At 65.1% G+C, this 20112-nt stretch carries 18 protein-coding genes and 1 pseudogene; 16 read left to right on the top strand and 3 right to left on the bottom strand.

What is annotated here, in order from left to right; translation table 11 throughout:
- Positions 1 to 361 precede the first annotated feature (361 nt).
- The 9 genes from M3I53_RS33335 (at position 362) to denD (ending at position 8637) form a co-directional block, all read left to right on the top strand.
- Positions 362 to 1792 carry a cytochrome ubiquinol oxidase subunit I gene (locus M3I53_RS33335; RefSeq protein WP_254320051.1) on the top strand — a complete coding sequence of 477 codons (1431 nt, stop codon included), beginning with the start codon at positions 362 to 364 and terminating at the stop codon, positions 1790 to 1792.
- Positions 1793 to 1820: 28 nt separating this feature from the next.
- Positions 1821 to 2828: a cytochrome d ubiquinol oxidase subunit II gene (gene cydB / locus M3I53_RS33330; RefSeq protein ID WP_254320050.1), complete on the top strand. Its 1008-nt coding sequence runs from the start codon at positions 1821 to 1823 to the stop codon at positions 2826 to 2828.
- A gap of 8 nt (positions 2829 to 2836) precedes the next feature.
- The gene (locus M3I53_RS33325) at positions 2837 to 3001 is read left to right on the top strand and encodes a DUF2474 family protein (protein ID WP_254320049.1); all 165 of its coding nucleotides are present in this window, start codon (positions 2837 to 2839) and stop codon (positions 2999 to 3001) included.
- Positions 3002 to 3097: 96 nt separating this feature from the next.
- Positions 3098 to 3802 carry a FadR/GntR family transcriptional regulator gene (locus M3I53_RS33320; RefSeq protein ID WP_254320048.1) on the top strand — a complete coding sequence of 235 codons (705 nt, stop codon included), beginning with the start codon at positions 3098 to 3100 and terminating at the stop codon, positions 3800 to 3802.
- A gap of 61 nt (positions 3803 to 3863) precedes the next feature.
- Entirely contained in the window at positions 3864 to 4754 is an 891-nt protein-coding gene (ltnD, locus tag M3I53_RS33315; RefSeq protein WP_254320047.1) for an L-threonate dehydrogenase, read from the top strand.
- A gap of 19 nt (positions 4755 to 4773) precedes the next feature.
- Complete coding sequence (gene otnK, locus M3I53_RS33310; RefSeq protein WP_254320046.1) at positions 4774 to 6099, top strand: 3-oxo-tetronate kinase; 1326 nt, start codon at positions 4774 to 4776, stop codon at positions 6097 to 6099.
- The gene (locus tag M3I53_RS33305) at positions 6096 to 6758 is read left to right on the top strand and encodes an aldolase (RefSeq protein WP_254320045.1); all 663 of its coding nucleotides are present in this window, start codon (positions 6096 to 6098) and stop codon (positions 6756 to 6758) included. Before otnK ends, M3I53_RS33305 begins: the two co-directional genes overlap by 4 nt.
- Positions 6759 to 6780: 22 nt before the next feature.
- The gene (gene otnI / locus M3I53_RS33300) at positions 6781 to 7569 is read left to right on the top strand and encodes a 2-oxo-tetronate isomerase (protein WP_254320044.1); all 789 of its coding nucleotides are present in this window, start codon (positions 6781 to 6783) and stop codon (positions 7567 to 7569) included.
- A gap of 78 nt (positions 7570 to 7647) precedes the next feature.
- Positions 7648 to 8637: a D-erythronate dehydrogenase gene (gene denD / locus M3I53_RS33295; protein WP_254320043.1), complete on the top strand. Its 990-nt coding sequence runs from the start codon at positions 7648 to 7650 to the stop codon at positions 8635 to 8637.
- 101 nt (positions 8638 to 8738) lie between these two features.
- Here denD and M3I53_RS33290 read toward each other — a convergent pair whose 3' ends face one another.
- The gene (locus tag M3I53_RS33290; RefSeq protein WP_254320042.1) at positions 8739 to 10472 is read right to left on the bottom strand and encodes an alpha-keto acid decarboxylase family protein; all 1734 of its coding nucleotides are present in this window, start codon (positions 10470 to 10472) and stop codon (positions 8739 to 8741) included.
- 320 nt (positions 10473 to 10792) lie between these two features.
- Here M3I53_RS33290 and M3I53_RS33285 point away from each other — a divergent pair, with 320 nt between their 5' ends.
- The 6 genes from M3I53_RS33285 to M3I53_RS33260 all read left to right on the top strand — a co-directional run bounded on the left by M3I53_RS33285 (position 10793) and on the right by M3I53_RS33260 (position 17949).
- Positions 10793 to 11470: a heavy metal response regulator transcription factor gene (locus M3I53_RS33285; protein ID WP_254320041.1), complete on the top strand. Its 678-nt coding sequence runs from the start codon at positions 10793 to 10795 to the stop codon at positions 11468 to 11470.
- Positions 11467 to 12873 carry a heavy metal sensor histidine kinase gene (locus M3I53_RS33280; RefSeq protein WP_254320040.1) on the top strand — a complete coding sequence of 469 codons (1407 nt, stop codon included), beginning with the start codon at positions 11467 to 11469 and terminating at the stop codon, positions 12871 to 12873. Before M3I53_RS33285 ends, M3I53_RS33280 begins: the two co-directional genes overlap by 4 nt.
- Positions 12874 to 13020: 147 nt before the next feature.
- On the top strand, positions 13021 to 13308 hold the full coding sequence (locus M3I53_RS33275) for a hypothetical protein (RefSeq protein ID WP_254320039.1): 288 nt from the start codon (positions 13021 to 13023) through the stop codon (positions 13306 to 13308).
- A gap of 1 nt (position 13309) precedes the next feature.
- A complete protein-coding gene (gene mdtN / locus M3I53_RS33270) occupies positions 13310 to 14362 on the top strand; it encodes a multidrug transporter subunit MdtN (protein ID WP_254320038.1) in 1053 nt (350 codons plus the stop codon).
- The gene (locus tag M3I53_RS33265) at positions 14343 to 16379 is read left to right on the top strand and encodes an FUSC family protein (RefSeq protein WP_254320037.1); all 2037 of its coding nucleotides are present in this window, start codon (positions 14343 to 14345) and stop codon (positions 16377 to 16379) included. The genes mdtN and M3I53_RS33265 overlap by 20 nt, the downstream gene beginning before the upstream one ends.
- Complete coding sequence (locus M3I53_RS33260) at positions 16366 to 17949, top strand: TolC family protein (RefSeq protein ID WP_254320036.1); 1584 nt, start codon at positions 16366 to 16368, stop codon at positions 17947 to 17949. Before M3I53_RS33265 ends, M3I53_RS33260 begins: the two co-directional genes overlap by 14 nt.
- A gap of 30 nt (positions 17950 to 17979) precedes the next feature.
- On the opposite strand, the gene M3I53_RS33255 is transcribed toward M3I53_RS33260, so the two are convergent.
- A complete protein-coding gene (locus M3I53_RS33255; protein WP_254320035.1) occupies positions 17980 to 18333 on the bottom strand; it encodes a DUF4148 domain-containing protein in 354 nt (117 codons plus the stop codon).
- Positions 18334 to 18677: 344 nt separating this feature from the next.
- On the opposite strand from M3I53_RS33255, the gene M3I53_RS33250 reads away from it, so the two are divergent.
- On the top strand, positions 18678 to 19457 hold the full coding sequence (locus M3I53_RS33250; protein ID WP_254320034.1) for an alpha/beta hydrolase: 780 nt from the start codon (positions 18678 to 18680) through the stop codon (positions 19455 to 19457).
- Positions 19458 to 19627: 170 nt separating this feature from the next.
- Here the strand turns inward: M3I53_RS33250 and M3I53_RS33245 are convergent.
- Positions 19628 to 19786 (bottom strand): annotated as a pseudogene (locus M3I53_RS33245) (IS110 family transposase); the annotation flags it as partial.
- Positions 19787 to 20112: the final 326 nt, after the last annotated feature.

Below are 20112 nucleotides of genomic sequence, written 5' to 3'. Positions count from 1 at the left end.
CACCCCGCTCGATGCGAAACGAGACGATTCCAAACCTTGAGCGGAACTGCAGTTGTCGATCGATATTGAAGGTGAATGCGGCGGGCGCAACGGTCACCAAGGTGAACAGGGCGGGCTTGACGCCGGCGCGCAACCCCACGCGCGCTTGCCCACTTTATCGCCGGTTCATCGGAAGCCGCGTATGCTGTGATGACCGGCGCGGCCCACGTCGCCGACGACTTTGTCGTACTTTTTGCTGCCCACTCTCGTCGCAGGTGTGGGTGTCCTCAACGAATCAGTGAACACTAGCTGTGCGCACCGGCCATGCGGCGGGAACGCAGGATGCATGCCAGGGCGCATACGTTGGCATTGGGCACCTGGCATGGATACTTCGAACACGACGGCCTTCATTCTTGCGCGCATCCAGTTCGGCTTCACGATCGGCTTTCACATCATCTTTCCGGCCATTACGATCGGGCTCGCGAGTTTCCTGACCGTGCTCGAGGCGCTCTGGCTCAAGACCGGGCGCGAGGCTTACCGCGATCTTTACTACCACTGGTCGAAAATCTTTGCCGTGAACTTCGGCATGGGCGTGGTTTCGGGCGTCGTGATGGCGTGGCAGTTCGGCACGAACTGGAGCCGCTTTGCGTACTTTGCGGGGGGCATCACCGGGCCGCTGCTGACTTACGAAGTGCTCACGGCCTTTTTTCTGGAAGCCGGCTTTCTCGGGGTGATGTTGTTCGGCTGGAACCGCGTGGGGCGGGGCCTGCATTTTCTTGCCACATCGATGGTTGCGCTCGGCACGCTCGTTTCCATGTTCTGGATACTCTCGTCCAATAGCTGGATGCAGACGCCGCAGGGTTACCGGATCATCGATGGCCGCGCGGTGCCGGTCGACTGGCTCGCCGTCGTCTTCAATCCCTCGTTCCCGTTCCGTCTCGCGCATATGGCCATTGCCGCGTTTCTCGCCACCGCGTGTTTCGTGGGCGCGAGTTCGGCGTGGCATCTGCGCCGCCGCAACGACAACACGCCGATCCGCACCGCGCTTTCGATGGCCATGTGGATGGCGGTGATCGTCGCGCCGATCCAGGCCGTGGTAGGCGACGCGCACGGCCTCAATACGCTCGAGCATCAGCCCGCGAAAATCGCGGCGATCGAAGGTCACTGGGAGAACATTCCGGGCCAGCCTTCGCCGCTCATCCTCTTCGGCTGGCCCGACATGAAGGCCGAGCAAACGCGCTTCGCCGTCGAGGTTCCCGTGCTCGGCAGCATCATCCTCACGCACAGCCTGACGCGGCAAATTCCGGCGCTGAAATCGTTCCCGCCCGAAGACCGCCCCGATTCGACGATCGTCTTCTGGAGCTTTCGCGCGATGGTGGGCATGGGCCTCCTGATGATCGCGATGGGCCTGTGGGCGCTCCTGCTGCGGCTGCGCGGCAAGCTGTATTCGTCGCGTCCGTTCCTGGCTTTCGCTCAATGGATGGGCGCGGCGGGCCTCATCGCGCTGCTTGCGGGCTGGGTCACGACCGAAGTGGGGCGCCAGCCGTGGGTGATCTACGGCGTGATGCGCACCGTGGACGCCACTTCGCCGACGCCTCCCGCACAGCTCGGCCTGAGCCTCGCGCTTTTCGTGGTCGTTTATTTCGCGCTGTTCGGTACGGGCATCCTCTATATCCTGCGGCTCGTGCGCAAGGGGCCAGAGCTGCACGAGGGCGAGCGCGTGACCGAAGGCGGCGCGGGACGCTCGCGTACGCCGGCGCGGCCGCTTTCGGCGGCCCCCGAGCGCGTCGAGCGGGCGCCGACCCAGGAGTGACCCGAAGAACGGAAATGGAGGGGATTCAATGGGCGTCGATATCACCTTGATCTGGGCCGCGATCATCGCATTCGGCATCATGATGTATGTTGTGATGGACGGCTTCGACCTCGGCATCGGGTTGCTGTTCTTCACCGTGCGCGACAAGGAGGAGCGCGACGTGATGATGAACACGGTGGCGCCCGTGTGGGACGGCAACGAGACCTGGCTCGTGCTGGGCGGCGCGGGGCTTTATGGCGCGTTTCCGCTTGCGTATTCCGTCGTGCTGAGCGCGTTGTATCTGCCGCTCATCATCATGCTCATTGGGCTGATCTTTCGCGGCGTGGCCTTCGAGTTTCGCTTCAAGGCCCACGAGCACCGGCGGCATTTGTGGGATCTCGCATTCATCGGCGGTTCGCTCGTCGCGACATTCGCGCAGGGCGTAGTGCTCGGTGCATTTATCGACGGTTTTCCGGTGCGCGACAACGAGTGGGTAGGCGGCTCGCTCGACTGGTTGCGACCGTTCCCGCTTTTTTGCGGCGTCGCGCTGCTCGCGGCTTACGCGCAATTGGGCTGCACGTGGCTCATCATGAAGACCGAAGGGCCGTTGCAGACGCACATGTACCGGCTTTCGTACATGCTTGCGTGGGCGTTGCTGATCGCGATCGGTCTCGTGAGCCTCTGGACGCCGCTCGCGCACCCGGCCATCGCGCACCGCTGGTTCACGATGCCGAACCTGCTTTTCTTTCTTCCTGTACCGGTGCTTCTCATCCTCGGTTTTTTGGCGAAGCTGCGCTCGCTCGCGCGCCGGGCAACGGTCATGCCCTTCATCATTACGCTGATGGTCATCTTCCTCGGCTACAGCGGCCTCGCCATCAGCCTGTGGCCGCATATCGTGCCGCCCTCCATTACGCTGTGGGACGCGGCTTCTCCGCCGCAGAGCCAGTTGTTCTCGCTCGTGGGCGCGCTTTTCATTCTGCCGTTCATTCTCATGTACACGGCGTGGAGCTATTACGTGTTTCGCGGCAAGGTTCGGCCGGGCGAAGGTTATCACTGAGCGCTGCCATGACGACGACGCAATCGGAGAAGGCAAGAGGCCTGGGCGTGCGGGTGTGGCGTTCGCGCGTGCTGTGGCTCATGGGGATCTGGACCGCCAGCGTGTGCGTGACGATCGGCGCCGTCGAGATTCTGCGCCTGGCGATGAAGGCCGCGGGTCTCGTGACGCATTAACCATTCGGTCCCGCATGCCGTCTTCAGGGTGGACCCTGGTGCCTTCCCACGCATCGAATTTGTATGATGACCCTATGACATGGCAAATCTGCTGAGATGTTCGAGAAAATCCCCAGTCGTGCTTTGAGCGACACCGTCGCGCAACAGCTGCTCGCACAGATCGACAAGGGCACGTTCGCGCGTGGCGGCAAGCTGCCGACGGAAGCCGTGCTCGCCCAGGAATTCGGTGTCAGCCGCACGGTGATCCGCGAGGCCATCTCGCGTTTGAAGAACGAAGGCGTGGTCGAGCCACGCCAGGGCAGCGGCGTGTACCTGGCCGCGCATGGCGCGATCCGGCCGCTGCGCATCGACTATGCGCAAGCGATGGAAGGCGGCTCGGTGCTGCAAATTCTCGCGGTGTGCCGTGCGATCGAAGCCGAAGTCGCGGCGGAGGCCGCCATGCGCCGCACCGATGCGGACATGATGGCCATCGACGGCGCGCTCAAAAAGATCGATGAGGCCGTCGCCGAAGGCCGTGACGGCGTTGCCGAAGACGTCGCGTTTCACCGCGCGATCGCCATCGTGACTGGCAATCCGTACTTTCTAAAGACGCTGACGTTTCTCAATCAATACCTGGAAGCGGGCACGCTCATCACGCGCCGCAACGAGGCGCTGCGCGAGGACTTCTCGCGCCAGGTGCGCGACGAACACGCCGCAATCGCCGCGGCGATCCGCGCAGGCGACCCGCTGGCCGCGCGCAATGCCGCGCAAACCCACATGTACAACGCGGCGCGCCGTTTGGCCGAAGCCGGTATCTGCTGAATTTGCAGACGCGTTCGCCCGCGCGATGCGCGGCGCACTGCACTGTTCGTAGAGGAAAAGTATGTCGAGAAATGTCGGAGTGATCGGTCTGGGCGCGATGGGCATGGGTGTCGCGCGTTCGCTGCTGCGTGGCGGTTTCGACGTTCATGCATGCGACGTGCGCCGCGAAGTGCTCGACGCGTTCGTCGCCGCTGGCGGCACGGCCTGCGCGAATCCCGCCGAACTCGGCGCGCAGTGCGATGTGGTTGTCACGCTTGTCGTCAATGCCGCGCAAACGGAAACAGTGCTGTTCGGCGAGCAGGGCGCGGTCGAGGCGATGAAGCCGGGCGGCGTCGTGATTGCGTGCGCGACGGTCGCGCCCGACTTCGCGATCGACCTCGGCCGCCGCGTGGAGGCGGCCGGCCTGCAACTGCTCGATGCGCCCGTATCGGGCGGCGCGGCGCGCGCGGCATCGGGCGAAATGACGATGATGACGTCTGGGCCAGCCGCCGCGTATGCCGCGTGCGAGGACGTGCTCGCCGCGATGGCTGGCAAGGTGTACCGGCTGGGCGAGCAGCACGGCGCGGGCTCGAAGGTGAAGATCATCAACCAGTTGCTCGCGGGCGTGCACATCGCTGCCGCCGCCGAGGCGATGGCGCTCGGCCTTCGCGAAGGCGTCGACCCGGACGCGCTCTACGACGTGATCACGCACAGCGCCGGCAACTCGTGGATGTTCGAGAACCGCGTGCCGCACATTCTCGACGGCGACTACACGCCGCTGTCCGCCGTCGACATCTTCGTCAAGGATCTCGGCCTCGTGCTCGATACCGCACGACGCTCGAAGTTTCCGCTGCCGTTGTCGGCGGCTGCGCATCAGATGTTCATGATGGCCTCGACGGCAGGTCACGGCGGCGAAGACGATTCGGCCGTGATCAAGATCTTCCCGGGCATCGACGTGCCCGCGAAGCGCTAAGCGGGAAGGGCGCAACGACATGACGAACACGAACGCCTCTGCCGGCAAGCCGCTGCTCGGCTGCATCGCCGACGATTTCACGGGCGCGACCGATTTCGCGAACATGCTGGTGCGCGGCGGCATGCGCACCGTGCAGACGATCGGCGTCCCCGGCGCCGACACGCACATCGAAGCCGACGCGCTCGTGGTCGCGCTGAAGTCGCGCACGATCGGCGCCGCCGACGCCGTGGCGCAGTCGCTTGCCGCTCTCGAATGGCTGCGCGCGCAAGGCTGCCGCCAGTTCTTTTTCAAGTACTGCTCGACCTTCGACTCGACCGATCAAGGCAACATCGGACCCGTCGCCGACGCATTGCTCGACGCGCTGTCGCCCAATGGAGGCGATGCGCCGTTCACGATCGCCTGTCCCGCGTTTCCGGAGAACGGGCGCACGATTTATCGCGGGCATCTGTTCGTCGGCGACGTGCTGCTGAACGAGTCAGGCATGGAGCATCATCCGCTCACGCCGATGACGGAGGCGAACCTCGTGCGCGTGCTGCAACGGCAGACGCGCTCGAGAGTCGGGCTCGTGCGGTACGACGCCGTGGCGCGAGGCGCTCAAGCCGTGCGCGCTTCGATCGAGGCGTTGCGTGCCGACGGCGTGCGCATGGCAATCACCGATGTCATCTCGGACGCCGATCTCTACACGCTCGGCGAGGCGTGCGCGGACCTGCCGCTGATCACGGGCGGCTCGGGCGTCGCGCTCGGGTTGCCCGCGAATTTCCGCCGCGCCGGTCTGCTCGCCGAGGCCGCCGATGCGGGCGAGTTGCCGCGTATCGACGGCGCGTCGGCGGTGCTGGCGGGCAGCGCGTCGAAGGCGACGAATGCCCAGGTTGCCGCATGGCGCGAAACGCGTCCCGCGTTCCGCATCGATCCGCTTGCGGCGGCGCGCGGCGAGCCTGTCGTCGAGCACGCGCTGGCCTTCGCGCGCGAGCACATGCACGCGGCGCAGCCGCAGCCCGTGCTGATCTACGCGACGGCATCGCCCGACGAGGTGAAGGCGGCACAGCGCGAACTGGGCGTAGCGCGGGCCGGCGAGCTGGTCGAACGCACGCTCGCGTCGATCGCGCGCGGTCTGCGCGATCTCGGCGTGCGCAAATTCGTCGTCGCGGGCGGCGAGACCTCGGGTGCGGTGGTGCAGGCGCTAGGCGTCGAGATGCTGCGCATCGGCAAGCAGATCGATCCGGGCGTGCCCGCAACCGCCACCATCGCTGCCGAGCCGCTTGCGCTCGCGCTCAAGTCCGGCAACTTCGGCGCAGTCGACTTCTTCGCGAAGGCGCTGCGTATGCTCGACGGAAGCGCGCAATGACGGCGGCCATTCGCACCGGCAGCGAAGCGAAGGTTCGCGAAGAAATCTGCTTGACGGGCGCGAGTCTGTACGAGCGCGGCTACACCGTCGGCAGCGCGGGCAACATCAGCGCGCGGCTCGACGACGGCTGGCTCATCACGCCGACCGACGCCTGCCTCGGCCGGCTCGATCCCGCGGAGATCGCGAAGGTCGATCTCGACGGCAACGCGGTTTCGGGCGGCAAGCCGTCGAAAACGCTGGCGCTGCATCGCGGTGTTTACGAGCGCAATCGCGACGCGCGCGGCATCGTGCACACGCATTCGACCCACCTCGTCGCGCTGACGCTCGCCGGAGTATGGAGCGAAGCCGACGTGCTGCCGCCCATCACGCCGTACTACGTCATGAAGGTCGGGCACGTTCCGCTGATCCGCTACCGGCGCCCCGGCGATCCTCAAGTCGCGCAACAGATCGCCTCGCTCGCGGACCGCGTGCGCGGCGTGCTGCTGGAGCGGCTCGGGCCGGTCGTATGGGAGCGTTCCGTTTCGCAGGCTTCGTACGTGCTCGAAGAACTGGAAGAGACGGCGCGCCTGTGGCTGATGACGAACCCGCGTCCCGCGCCGCTCGACGACACCGCGCTCGAAGAATTGCGCACGGTGTTCGGCGCGCGCTGGTACCGCTAACCGTATTCCAGGAGTCGCTTCGATGCCACGCTTCGCCGCCAATCTTTCGATGATGTACAACGAACACGCGTTTCTCGACCGTTTCGCTGCCGCTGCGCGCGACGGTTTCGAGGCGGTGGAATTTCTGTTCCCTTATGAGTTTCCGGCCGCCGACATCAAGCAGCGCCTCGACGACAACGGGCTCACTCAGGCGCTGTTCAACGCGCCGCCCGGTGACTGGGCGGCGGGCGAGCGCGGCACGGCGTCGTTGCCGGGGCGCGAGGATGAATTTCGCCGCAGTATCGAAACCGCACTCGACTACGCGCGCGTACTCGGCAACGACAAGCTGCACGTGATGGCCGGGTTGATCAGGCCGGAGCAATCGCGCGCCGCGCATCGCGAGGTATATCTGAAGAACCTTGCCTATGCGGCGCAGGCGGCCCAGGCTCATGGCATCACCGTTGTCATCGAGCCGATCAACACGCGCGATATACCCGGTTTTTTTCTGAACCGGCAAGACGACGCGCAGGCCATCTGCGCGGAAGTCGGCGCGCCGAACCTGAAAGTCCAGTTCGATCTCTATCACTGCCAGATCGTGGAAGGCGATCTCGCCGTCAAGCTCAAGCGTGACATGAAGGGCATCGGGCATATCCAGATTGCGGGCGTGCCCGAGCGGCACGAGCCGGATCTTGGCGAAGTGTACTACCCGTATCTGTTCTCGCTGATCGACGCACTCGGCTACGACGGCTGGATCGGCTGCGAATACCGGCCGCGCTCAGGCACTTCCGATGGGCTCGGATGGATCAGGCCGTACGTGAAAGCGCGTAACTGAGGGCACGTAACTGAGGGCACGAAACTGCGTGCACGAAACTGAGCGCATTCGACCGACACGCTGAGGAACCACAGCAACATGAAAGTACTGATCACGGGCGGTGCGGGATTTCTGGGCCAGCGTCTCGCGCGCGAACTGCTCGCACGCGGCGAACTCAAGGGCGCGGATGGGCAGCGTGAGGCGATCACCGAACTGGTGCTGCTCGACGTCGTCGCCGCGCCGGGGCCGGCTGACGAGCGCGTGCGCGTCGAAGTCGGCGACATTGCCGAACGCAGCGTGCTCGAACGCGTCATCGACGACAGGACGGCGGCGATTTTCCACCTCGCGGCGATCGTCAGCGGGCAGGCGGAAGCGGACTTCGATCTCGGCATGCGCATCAATCTCGACGCGTCGCGGCTGCTGCTCGAAGTGTTCCGCGAGCGCGGGCACCGGCCGCGCGTCGTGTTCACGAGTTCGGTCGCCGTCTATGGCGGCGATCTGCCCGAGGTCGTCCTCGACGACACCGCCTTGAATCCGCAGTCGTCGTACGGCGCGCAAAAGGCCGTCGCCGAGTTGCTGCTCAACGATTTCTCGCGACGCGGTTTCGTCGATGGCCGCGTGCTGCGTCTGCCGACCATCAGCGTGCGCCCAGGCAAGCCCAATGCGGCGGCGTCCTCGTTTGCCAGCGGCATCATTCGCGAGCCGCTCAACGGCGAGCCGGCCGTGTGCCCGGTGAGCGGTTCGACGCGGCTGTGGCTGCTCTCGCCGCGTAAGGCCATCGAATGTCTCGTCGCCGGATGCGAAATCGACGGCGCGGCGCTCGGCAACCGGCGCACGGTGAATCTGCCGGGCGTGTCGGTGACGGTCGACGAAATGATCGCCGCGCTGCGCGACGTGGCGGGCGATGCTGTCGCGGCACGGATCGAATGGAAGGCGGACGAGCGTGTCGAGAAGATCGTCGGCAGCTGGCCCGCGCAGTGGGACGTTGCACGCGCGACCCAGCTTGGCCTGCACGGCGACGCGTCGTTCAAGGATATCGTGCGCGCCTTCGTCGACGATGAACTCGGGGGGAAGATTCCGCAGCATTAATGGCCTGCGCTCGAGCCTGCTTGCCCACGCCGGCTTGTTGCGCGAGAAATTGCACACGCCGCCGTCGCAGACCCGAGTCTTTGCGAGGCGGCGTTCTTGCTCTAGCTCTGTGTTGCGCCGGTCCGAAGCTGGAGACCCTCACGGTGCTGCGGGCCGCGTGGACCGTAGTCGAGTTCGGCGCCCAGATTGCTGCTGCGTGTGATTGGCGCGGGTGCATCACAGGCGTCCATGATCGATTCGACAAAAATCAGTTTGTCGTTCTGCGCGGCGAGGGCGTTTTGCAGATCCCCGCAGGTCCTGGCCACGAACGACTGCACGGAGGCGCCGGGATGGAGCACTTTCGGCAGGTCGGCGTAGGCCCAGTTCGCAATGTCGTTATAGGGCTCGGTCTTGCCCAGGTAGCCGCGTTCGATGGTGTAGCCACCGTTGTTGATCAGCAGGATCGCCGGCTTGTGGTCGTGGTGCAGAATGGTCGACAACTCCTGCGCCGTGACCTGGAACGAACCATCGCCGATGAGCAACACGTGGCGGCGCTCGGGCGCCGCAGTCAGCGCGCCGAGCAGGGCGCCGACCGAGTAGCCAATCGATCCCCAGTTGATCGATCCTATGAAGGTGCAGCCCGGCGGCAGCTTCAGTCCGAGAAGCGAAAACGACGTGCCGTTGTCGACATACAGGACGTCTCCGGGCCGCAGATAATCCTGGACAGCCTGCCAGTAGGCGGCTTGCGTCAGCTTCGCGGCAGCCTCGACTTGCATGCGGGCGGCTGGCGCATCAACTGGGCGTTGCATGCGCGTCGCCGCCTGGGGGATTGCATCGATCACGCCGCGTAGCACTTCCTTGAGCGTCACCGCCTGATAGTTGACTTCGCCGATGTCAACGGCGTGGGCACGCGCGTGGATCGTGCGGGCCGGAAGCGTTGCCGAGAAGTCGCCAGTGGTCACCTCGATCGGCCGGTAGCCCACGGCGAGCAGGCAGTCGCTGCTCTCGATCGTCTCCTGCACGCCCGTCTCGCTGCCCTTGCCGGCATAAATGCCGAGGTACTGCGGGTGCGACTCGTCGATCACGCCCTTGGCGGCGTTGATCACCGCCAGCGGGGCCTGCAGCTTTTCCGCCAGCGCGACGAGTTCGGGGACGACGCCGAACCGGTCGGCGTCTGTGTCCACCAGGATCGCCGGTGCGGTTGCAGCGGACAGCTGTTGGGCGAGTGCAGCGATGCACGATTGCAGCCGTTCCGGATCGCCGGGAACGTGGGCAAGAACGAGCGGAGCAGCCGGCACCTCGATCTCGAGATAGGCGATGTCGGAAGGCAACTCCATATAGACCGGGAGCTTTTCCCGCCAGGCGGTGAAGATCAGCCGGTCGATCTCGACGACGGCGTTGCGCGGCGTAATCCTTGCCTGGGCCACCGTCACCGGCGCATAGGCGCGCAGAAAGTGATCGAAGTTGCCGTCGGCCATGGTGTGGTGCATGCCGAGGCCACGATCGATGGAGCGCAGCGGGATCGACCCGCTGATGCAGATGATGGGCACGTGCTCGGCATAGGCGCCGGCAACACCGTTCAACGCGCTCAAGGCGCCGACCCCGTTCGTGACGAGCAGCGCGCCCAGGCCGTTGAGCCGCGCATAACCGTCCGCGGCATAGGATGAGGTCAACTCGCCCGTGGTGCCGACCCATTCCAGCGCACCGGTATCGTGGAGTTGCTGCAACAGCGCGAGATTGTAGTCGCCAGGGACGCCAAACAAATGACGAATACCGGCTTCCTCGAGGCGGCGCAGCAGGAAGTCGCCAATCGTCATGCGTTGGGTAAGGGTGGTCGTGCTTTGCGTGGTTTCCATGGAGGACTCCTAATCTGGGCCATTGGCGGAATGTGCGGTACCGGTGATCGCTCGCAGTCAGCGGAAATGGAGCCGAGTAAGTCGGTCTGCGGTACAACGGATTCGCAGTCTAGGCGCGCGGCCAAAACAGCAGCGTGACCGGGCCATTACAAAAAAATATCAGGGAGGGACCATGATGCACTTCGTCATTTCTCTGTAATGATTGAGTAACGGCCCTGTTGGAACGCGGTGCCTAGACTGCTATCACGTCCGGCTGGTATAGGGGCGCAAACGAGCACAGAATCAGTGACATGCGCATGAAAGTGCAGGGAACGGACGCCATGAAAATCCTCGTCATCGAAGACGAAGCAAAGACCAGCGAGTACATCCAGAACGGCTTGACGGAAGCCGGCTACGTGGTGGACGTGGCCACGAACGGCATCGACGGGCTGCACCTCGCGCAGGAGATGGGTTACGACCTGATCCTCCTCGACGTGATGATGCCGGAGATGGACGGGTGGACCGTCATGAAGAAGCTCGGTGCCCGCATCAAAACTCCGGTGTTATTTCTGAGCGCACGCGGCACGCTCGAAGACCGGCTGAAGGGCCTCGATCTCGGCGCCGACGACTATCTCGTCAAACCTTTCTCGTTTGCAGAGTTGCTGGCGCGCATCCGCATCATACTGCGGCGCGGCCAGCCCCAAAAGCAGGAGGAGCAGGTCTTCGAAGTCGGGGATCTGCGGGTCGATGTGCCCAAGCGGCGAGTCGACCGGGGCGGCGTGCGCCTCACGCTCACCAACAAGGAATTCAACCTGCTCGCGTTCTTTCTGGAGCATCAAGCTCAGGTGCTGTCGCGCGCCCTGATCGCTTCGCGCGTCTGGGACATGAACTTCGACAGCGACAGCAACGTTGTCGATGTTGCGGTGCGCCGGCTGCGGCAGAAGATCGACGACCCGTTCCCGGTGCGCCTGATTCATACGATTCACGGCGTGGGATACCGTTTCGAGTACGAAGCATGAAGCGGCTTTCGCTCACCACGCGCCTTGCTGTATTGTATGCACTCATCGTATTTACCGCGATGGCGTTGCTCGGCACCTTGCTGTATCGCGGCCTGGAGCGGCAACTGACGGTGCGCGACGATGCGGCGCTGGTGACGCGGGTGGACCAGCTTCGCACGCTGATGAACGATGTCGACGTGCGTGAGTTGATACGCGACAAGCCCCATCTGTTCGCGAACATGCTCGGCAATACGGAATCATTGCTGATCGTGGGGTTTCCCGGTGAAGCGCCGCTCATTACGGTGAATCCCGGTCACAGGGCGGTGCCGGACATGAAGCCCGTGCCGGTGGACGCGCCACTCACGCTCGGCGCGGTCCAGCATACGGTTTCGGCGGATGGGACGCCGTTCATCTACGTCGCCGCCGCGGCGCACGACGTCGCCGGGAAACAGAATCTGCAGATCATTTCAGGCCGCTTGCTGACCGAGCGCACGCAATTGCTGCGGGCATACCGCAATCAGATACTGCTGTTCGCCTCCGCTGGCGCGACTATCGTCGCCTTGCTCGCTTTCGTCCTCGCGCGCCGCAACATGCAGCCGTTGCGTGTTCTCGCGGCGCAAACCGGGGCCATCGGCATCAGCACGCTTTCGACTCGCATCGAGCAGCGCGCCGCGCCGCCCGAGCTCGACGCACTGATCGCGGCGTTCAACGGCATGCTCGATCGGCTCGAGCGCGGCTTCACCCAGTTGAAACAGGTGTCGGCCGACATGGCGCATGACCTGCGCACACCCATTGGCAATCTGCTCGGACAGACCGAAGTCGGCTTGAGCCAGACGCGCGACATCGCGTATTACCAGCGGCTTCTCGGCTCGAATTACGAGGAGCTGCAACGCCTGTCGAAGATGATCGACAACATGCTATTTCTCGCGCGTACCGAGCAGGCGGATAACGCCATCGAGCGCAAGGACTTGCCGCTCGCCGTCGAGTTCGAGCGCATGCAGGAGTACTTCGAAGGTCTAGCGGAGGACCGCAACGTGAGCCTCGAATGGCACGGCGAGGGTCACGTATGCGCGGACCCGGATCTGCTGCGCAGGGCGTTGGGCAATCTGCTTGCGAATGCTCTGCGGTACGCGCAGCCGGGGACGGCCATCTCGACCGTGGCGCAGCAAGGCCCCGAGGCCACGACACTCCATGTCGAGAATCGCGGACCGACAATCGAGCCGCATCATCTCGAGCGGATCTTCGATCGATTCTATCGGGCCGATCCGTCACGGCACCGCTCGTCGGAGTCCAGCGGGCTAGGGCTTTCGATCGTGCGCAGCATCATGTTGCTGCATGGCGGCTCGTGGCACGCATCGAGCAGCAACGGCGTGACGCGCTTTACGCTCGTGTTTCCGCGGCAGCGCGAGCGGCGCACCCAGTAGGCGCCCCAGGGGCGGCGGTGCGGCAAACCGCGCTATGATGGATTGCCTTGAATTGGAATGCGGGACGGTAACCCATCGGTGCGCGCATGGGTTGTTCGTACGAGTGGAATTCAGCGTTTATTCCAGTCATGAAGCGTAGAAGACGCGATGAAACAACGTACATGGCCCACACTCGCTGTCGTTTGTTCATTGCTGGCTTTCATGCCGCTTGCGGGTTGCGCGGCCCGCGGTGCGCCGTCCTGGTCGCTATTCGGTGCGTACTTTCCGTACTGGCTCGTGAGCGCCGTGATCGGCATCGCGGGCGCGCTCGTCGCGCATCGCGTGTTCATCTCGACCGGCTGGGTTCGCGTGGTGCCGTACCAGCTTTCCGTCTGCACCGCGATCGGCATCGTTGCCGGGGTGCTCGTCTGGCTGTGGGGAACGGGGCAGCTCTGACATGAAAATGGCCGGCCAGAATCCTCGACGTGCATGGAAGGGCCGCGCGATCGCCGTCGTGATCGTCCTGCTCGGCGCCGCGGCGCTCTGGTACGCGTACGACCGCTCGTCGCGCTATCCGTCCACCGACGACGCGTCCATCGACGCGGACGTCGTCCACGTCGCCTCCCCAGTGGGCGGCCGCATCATACGTGTTCCCGTTGAGGAGAACCAGCATGTCGCCAAGGGCGACGTGCTGTTCGAAATCGATCCGGTGCCGTACCGGCTCGCGGTCGCGCAGGCGCAGGCCGAAGTCGAACTGGCGCGCGCCTCGCTCGCCACGCGCCGGCGCACGCTGATCGGCGAGACCTCGAACGCGACGATCGCGGCCGACCAGACACGTCGTGCGACGCACAACTACGACCTCGCGACGCGCAGCGTCGAGCGCCTGCGGCCGCTCGAGGCGCAAGGCTATGTGTCCGCGCAGCAGCTCGACCAGGCGGTCGTGGCGCAGCGCGACGCGAGCGTCTCCCTCGCGCAGGCGAAGGTGCAGCAGCATTCATCCGCGCAGACGGTAGGCGACGACACCGATGCAATTGCGGCACTGCATGCACGCGAGGCCGCGCTGGCCATCGCGCAGCGCGGCCTCGACGACACGGTTGTGCGCGCGCCGTTCGACGGCTACGTGACGGGACTGACGATCCTCGCGGGCGAGACCGTCGCGCCGAACCAGTCCATCTTCACACTGGTTCACTCGGGCGAATGGTTTGCCGTGGCGAACTTTCGCGAGACGGCGCTCGGCGCCATCGAGGTGGGCGACTGCGCCACCGTGTACTCGATGATCGACCGCAGACAGCCGATGAGCGGCAAGGTGATCGGCATCGGCGCCGGCATCATGGACACGGACCGCGTGAACCTGCCGCGCAGCCTGCCTTACGTGCAGCAGTCGGTGAACTGGGTGCGCGTGGCGCAACGCTTCCCGGTTCGCGTGCGCATCGACGCGCCAGTCAACAGACTGGTGCGCATCGGCGCCAGTGCGATCGTCGAGGTCCGGCATGGCCAGTCTTGCCGGTGATATCAGAAGGCCCGGTCCGCGGGAAATCGCGAAGCTGCTTGCGCCGTTTCCGGGTCGCGCCGCGATCGTCACACGCATTGCGCTGATCTGTGCTCTCACGGTGCTCGTGACGGCCGGCTACGGCACGCCCGATGCCGCGACTGGCGCGTATATCGTGTTCTTCCTGAACCGGCCCGACCGCATGACGAGCGTGGTCATGTCGATCGCCTTGATGCTGCTCGTGACCGTGATCATCGGCATCGTCATGATCTTCGCGATCTTCACGATCGACCAGCCGCCGCTGCGGGTGGCGAGCATCGCTCTCCTGTCGTTCGGACTGCTATTCGCCACGTCGGCAAGCAAGCTTCGGCCGATCGGCGCGATCCTGGCGATGATCGTCGGCTTCGGGCTCGACGAACTCGGCCTCGCGCCGCTTGGCGAAGCGGCGACGCGCGGCCTGATGTACGCATGGCTGATGGTCGCGATTCCGATTGGCGTGGCGATTGCCGTGAACCTCGTGATCGCACCGTCGCCGCGCCGGCTCGCCACCGCGCAGCTTGCGCGGCGCCTGAGGCTCGCTGCGCGCCGCGTGACCGGCACGGCGACCGACGAGGAGCGGGCCGCATTCGACGCGTGCATGCGGGAGGGCGATCGTCAGATCCTCACGTGGCTGAAGCTCTCGAAGCTCGAAGGCACTTTGACGCCGGCCGACGGCGCGGCGCTGCGCCAGGCGGCGGCGTCCACCACGGCGGTCCTGATCGCGACGGATTTCGCGGCGAGCGAGCCCGGCGCGCGCCTGCCCGACGCCTGCGCGGCGCAACTCGCCGAAACGATGACGCAGATGGCCGCGATGCTGGAGGCGGGCGGCTATCCAGTGGATGTCACGCTCGCAGCGCCCGAGCTGCCCGAGGGAGCCGTGCTACCGGCGCTCGTGCTCGCCGACCTGCGTGCCGCGCTGGAGGGCTTCGCGGTGCCGCCCGCGCAGGGCGCCGCCGCGCCGGTTGCCGCTCCGGAAAAAGCCGCCGAGCCCGCCGGACGCAGCGGCTTTTTCGATGCCGATGCCTTCTCGAATCCCGATCATGTCCGTTACGCGCTGAAGACCACGGCGGCGGCGATGTTCTGCTACGTGCTGTACCAGCAGCTCGACTGGCCTGGCATTCATACGTGCTTCATCACCTGTTATATGGTGTCGCTCAGCACCACGGCCGAAACCGTCGAGAAGCTGACCCTGCGCATTGCGGGCTGTCTCGTCGGCGCGCTGCTCGGCACGGCGGCGATCGTGTTCGTCACGCCGCGCTTGACCTCGGTGGGCGAATTGATGGCGCTGGTGTTCGCGGGTGCGTGGCTGGCCGCGTGGGTGGCGATGGGTTCCGCTCGGATCGCCTACGCGGGCATGCAGATCGCGTTCGCCTTCTTCCTGTGCGTGATCCAGGGCGCGGCGCCCGCGTTCGACCTGACGCTCGCACGCGACCGCGTGATCGGCATCCTGATCGGCAACGTCGTGGTCTATCTGGTCTTCACGCGCGTCTGGCCCGTGAGCATCGCCAGCCGGATCGACGCGACGTTCAAGTCGCTCGTTGCACAGTGGAGCCGCATCGCGCGCGCGGCGGACGCCCGCACGCGCAGCGCGCTCGCGGCAGGCGCGCTCGCCCAATACGGCGGACTGCGCCAGGATATCGGCCTGATTCACTACGAGCCTTCGTGGGTGCGCCCCGAGCCGGAATGGGTGGCGAGCCGGCGGCGTGCGCTTGCGGAACTCGAGGCGCTGGAGGCGCCGCTCGTCCTCGCGGCCGGGCGCGCGGGCGCGGCGCGGCTGGGAGAGATTGCCCAGCGCCTCGCTGCCGGCGACGACGCGCCCGTGCAAGCCGCACAACATGCCGCGGACACGCTCAAGCCCAGCGCCGAGGCCGCGGGGGACCACACGGCCGACCCCGCACTCGATGCGCTCCAGAACGTCATCGTCAGGCGGTTCGGACAGATCGCCGAGATCACGCGCCCAGCTTCGGCCACGGAGACGACGACCGATGCGCGCCACTGAACCGACGCCCCGGCTCATCGTCCTGGCCGCCGCGCTGGCTGCCGCATTGGCTATCTCGGGATTCGAGGGATGTGCGACGTCGTCGATCGAACTCGCGCCTGCCGCGCCGGACCGTCCCTGGCAGCCGCAGACCGACGCCGGCGGCAACATCGTGCCCGGGCCGCCGCACAGCGCCAGCGACGCGACGCAGGCGGGCTACATGCTGCCGCGCAGCGCCGCGCTCGCTTCGATCGAGCCCGCGGCGACGCTCGATGCGAACCACGCGTACACGCTGCCCGAGTTGATCGATCTCGCAGAGTCGACGAACCCGCTCACGCGAATCGCCTGGAACGACGCGCGCAATGCGGCGCTCGCAGCGGGCATCGCGAAGACCGCCTACTTGCCGCAGCTCACCGCCACCGCCATGGGCGGATACCAGGCGGCGAGCGGCGCGGCATCGACGCCGCTGCTCGGCACCACATCGACCAACTCGAATATTCACGGCACGGTTTCGGTGCTCTCGCTGCAATGGCTGTTATTCGACTTCGGCGGCCGCCGTGCGCGCGTCGATGCGGCCAAACAGCTTTCCGTGGCGGCCAACGTCGCCTTCACGTCCGTTCACCAGCACGTGATCCATGACGTGAGCATCGCGTACTACACGTACGCAGCCGCGAGCGCGAGAGAGCATACTGCGCAGCAGGCGCTCGACAACGCGGACGGCATTCTCAGCGCCGCGCACGCACGGCGAAAGCAGGGCGTGGGCACCGTGGTCGAGGTCGCGCAGGCCACGCAGAACCGCGCCCAGGCCAATCTCCTGAAGGTGCAGGCGGACGGCGCGTTGAGCGACAGCTATCTGAGCCTCGTCTCCGCGCTCGGCATTTCGCCGTTGTCGAAACCGCTGATTGCCCCGTTGCCGGCGCGTATGCTCACGCCGGCGCTGCACCAGAGCGTCGATGAAATCGTGGCCGATGCGATTGCGCGGCGGCCGGACGTGCAGGGCGCCTATGCGCTGGAACAGGCCAACCAGGCGAGGATCCGCGCGGCTGAATCCGCCTTCATGCCGAAGATATTCCTCTCCGCCGCGGCCGCGTACGGCACCGGCACGACGTCGATCACGGCGATTCCCCCGGTCGGCGATCAGGCGGCGACGGTGAATCTGAACGGCAGCCGCCGCAGCGGCAGCATCTTCCTCGGTGTGACGATTCCCCTGTACGACGGCGGCCTGCGTTCCGCCGTGCTGATGCAGGCGCGCAACGATGCGGACAGTGCGTCCGCGCAATTGACCCATACGAGGCAGGAAGCCGTCCGGCAGGTCGTTGCGGCGCAGAACGGGCTTTCCACGAGCCTCGCCTCGAACGACGCCGCGAAGGCACTGGTCGAAGCGGCGCAGACGACTTACGATGCTGCGTTCGCCGCGTACCGGCACGGCGTCGGCACCATCACCGATGCGCTCCTCACGCAGAATCAGCTGCTCGCCGCGCAGAACGCGTATGCCGACAGCTACAGCGCCGCGCTGTCCGCCGCTGCAACGCTCGCGCTTGCAACGGGCGAGATCGGCTCGCCGTCCATGGAAGGCGAGCCGTCTCAGTAGGTAGGGCCACTAAATACGCTGCGCCGGGGTTCAGCTGCCGAAATACGTCATGCAGAAGCTGGCCGGGCCAACACACGTGGTCGGTGCGGGCGTATGCGAACGAGAACCCGCGGCCGAGCTGCCCGCCATCGATACCCCACCCATATCGTGTTGCGCCGAAGCTTGCACGTATTGTGCCGCTGCGACCTTGGCCTCGGCTGCCTGAATGTCAGCCGGATAGTCGATGTCGTCGCCGCGGCCCGGGCTGTATCCGGCCTGCTCGACGCGCACGAGATCCGCGCGCACTTCGGCGCGCGTCAGGGGTTGAGTGGACTGCGCGAAGCTATATGCCGGGACGGCGACCGCAGAAGCCGCGACGAGAATGCTGAGAAGAAGCCTGGACATGATCAATACTCCTATATATCCGCAGAGCGGATGAGTCGGGAAGGAAAGCCGCAGCATCGACTGTGCATGGACGCGAAGACAGGCTTAGGAACGAGCGACTTGAAACATGGCTAAGCGAGGCAAGGCGTTACTGCGTGGTTGCAGTGTAGGTAGGCGCTCCGGTCGCCAAGGTTACCCAGTCATTACAAGAAAATAACGAATCATCCGTCCCTTTGATTCGATGCCCCGGCGCGGGCACGTCATTTTTTCGTAATGACTGGGTAACCCTCCCGTTCGAGGCGGCTTTTTAGACTGGCCGTGTTGTCAATCGATTCGTTCACATCGCGTCATTCCTAGGAGCTGCCATGTCTTTCCCTTCCTTCCGTTCTACCGTTGCCCACGCAGCAGCGGCCCTTTGCCTGATTGCCGGCGCCGCTACGACAGCGCAGGCCGCGCCCATCAAGAACGTCGTCCTCGTGCATGGCGCGTTCGTGGGCGGCGCCGGATGGCGTCCGGTCTACGACATTCTCACGAAGGACGGCTACAACGTGACGCTCGTGCAAGAACCGCTGACGTCATTCAAGGACGACGTGACGGCTACGAAGCGCGTTATCGATAGCCTGGATGGCCCGTGCGTGCTCGTCGGCCATAGTTACGGCGGCGCGATCATCACGGAGGCGGGCAACGACGAACACGTGAAGTCACTCGTCTACATTGCCGCTCACGCGCTCGATGTCGGCGAAACCGAAGTCTCGAATGGCAAGCGCTATCCGAATGCGACGCCCCATGAGGACATCGTGAAGACAGCCGACGACTATCTGTACCTGAATCCCGCCGACTATCCTCGCGATTTCGCCGCCGACCTTCCGATCGCGCAGGCTGAATTCGAGGCCCATGAGCAAATGCCGACCGCGGCAGGTGTATTCGCATCGCAGATCCCGGATCCGGCATGGAAGATCAAGCCTACGTTTTATCTGGTCGCGAAGTCGGACAAGATCATCAACCCGGACCTCGAACGCATGTACGCGAAGCGCGCACACGCTCAGACGGTGGAAATCGACGGCGCCAGCCATTCGGTGTACGAGTCGCATCCGAAGGAAGTCGCCGCGCTGATCGAGCAGGCCGCTCAGCAACAGGGGCAGTGAGTCGGCGCGCGCGCCGGTCAGGTTTCGGGGCCGGCGCGGGGCGGTTGGAAACACGACATTTCTTATATGGTTGATCGCGCTTTAAAGAGAGTAACCCCATTCACCGTTGCATAGGTGTACTGAGTGACGGCAAGACAGGTTGGACCGCCCAAAGGCAAGCCTGAGATGCCCGGACGCTGGGCGGCTTCCCAGATCGCCGCAGCGTCGGCCGCGCCATTCTCGTTCGACCTCACGAACGGCCGCACGAACTGGGCAGCGATGAGCCGCACGTCGTGCCCAAGCCGCGCCAGGACCCGGGCCCAGTGATGGGCGCTGCCACAGGCGTCCAGCACGCAGGCGTTGAAGGTGATTGTGGTGATGCGGTGATGCGGTGATGCGTCGGATACGAATGTTTGCGAACAATATATGTCAAAGCCATTTTCAGATGTCCGCTTCCCGGCCAAGTTCAAGTGTCCGCTTTTGCGGGGTTCAGGTTTTGTCTTTCACGGGTTGCAGCTCACGCAGTGTCGAAGATCGGATCATGAACGGGCAGGGCATTCGCCCCTGTTCCATTAACGCCTGCTGATCGATGACCTGGTTTGCGCTGGGCCTGCGAAGGCTGCTTTTGCCCGGCCAGGTCGACGATCACCTGCTCGATGTCGGCCTGTGTAAATTC

Source organism: Paraburkholderia sp. CNPSo 3272, from assembly GCF_024206495.1.
GTDB lineage: Bacteria > Pseudomonadota > Gammaproteobacteria > Burkholderiales > Burkholderiaceae > Paraburkholderia.
The sequence above is the reverse complement of the archived record's forward strand: the minus strand, read 5'-3'. Positions and strand labels throughout refer to the sequence as shown.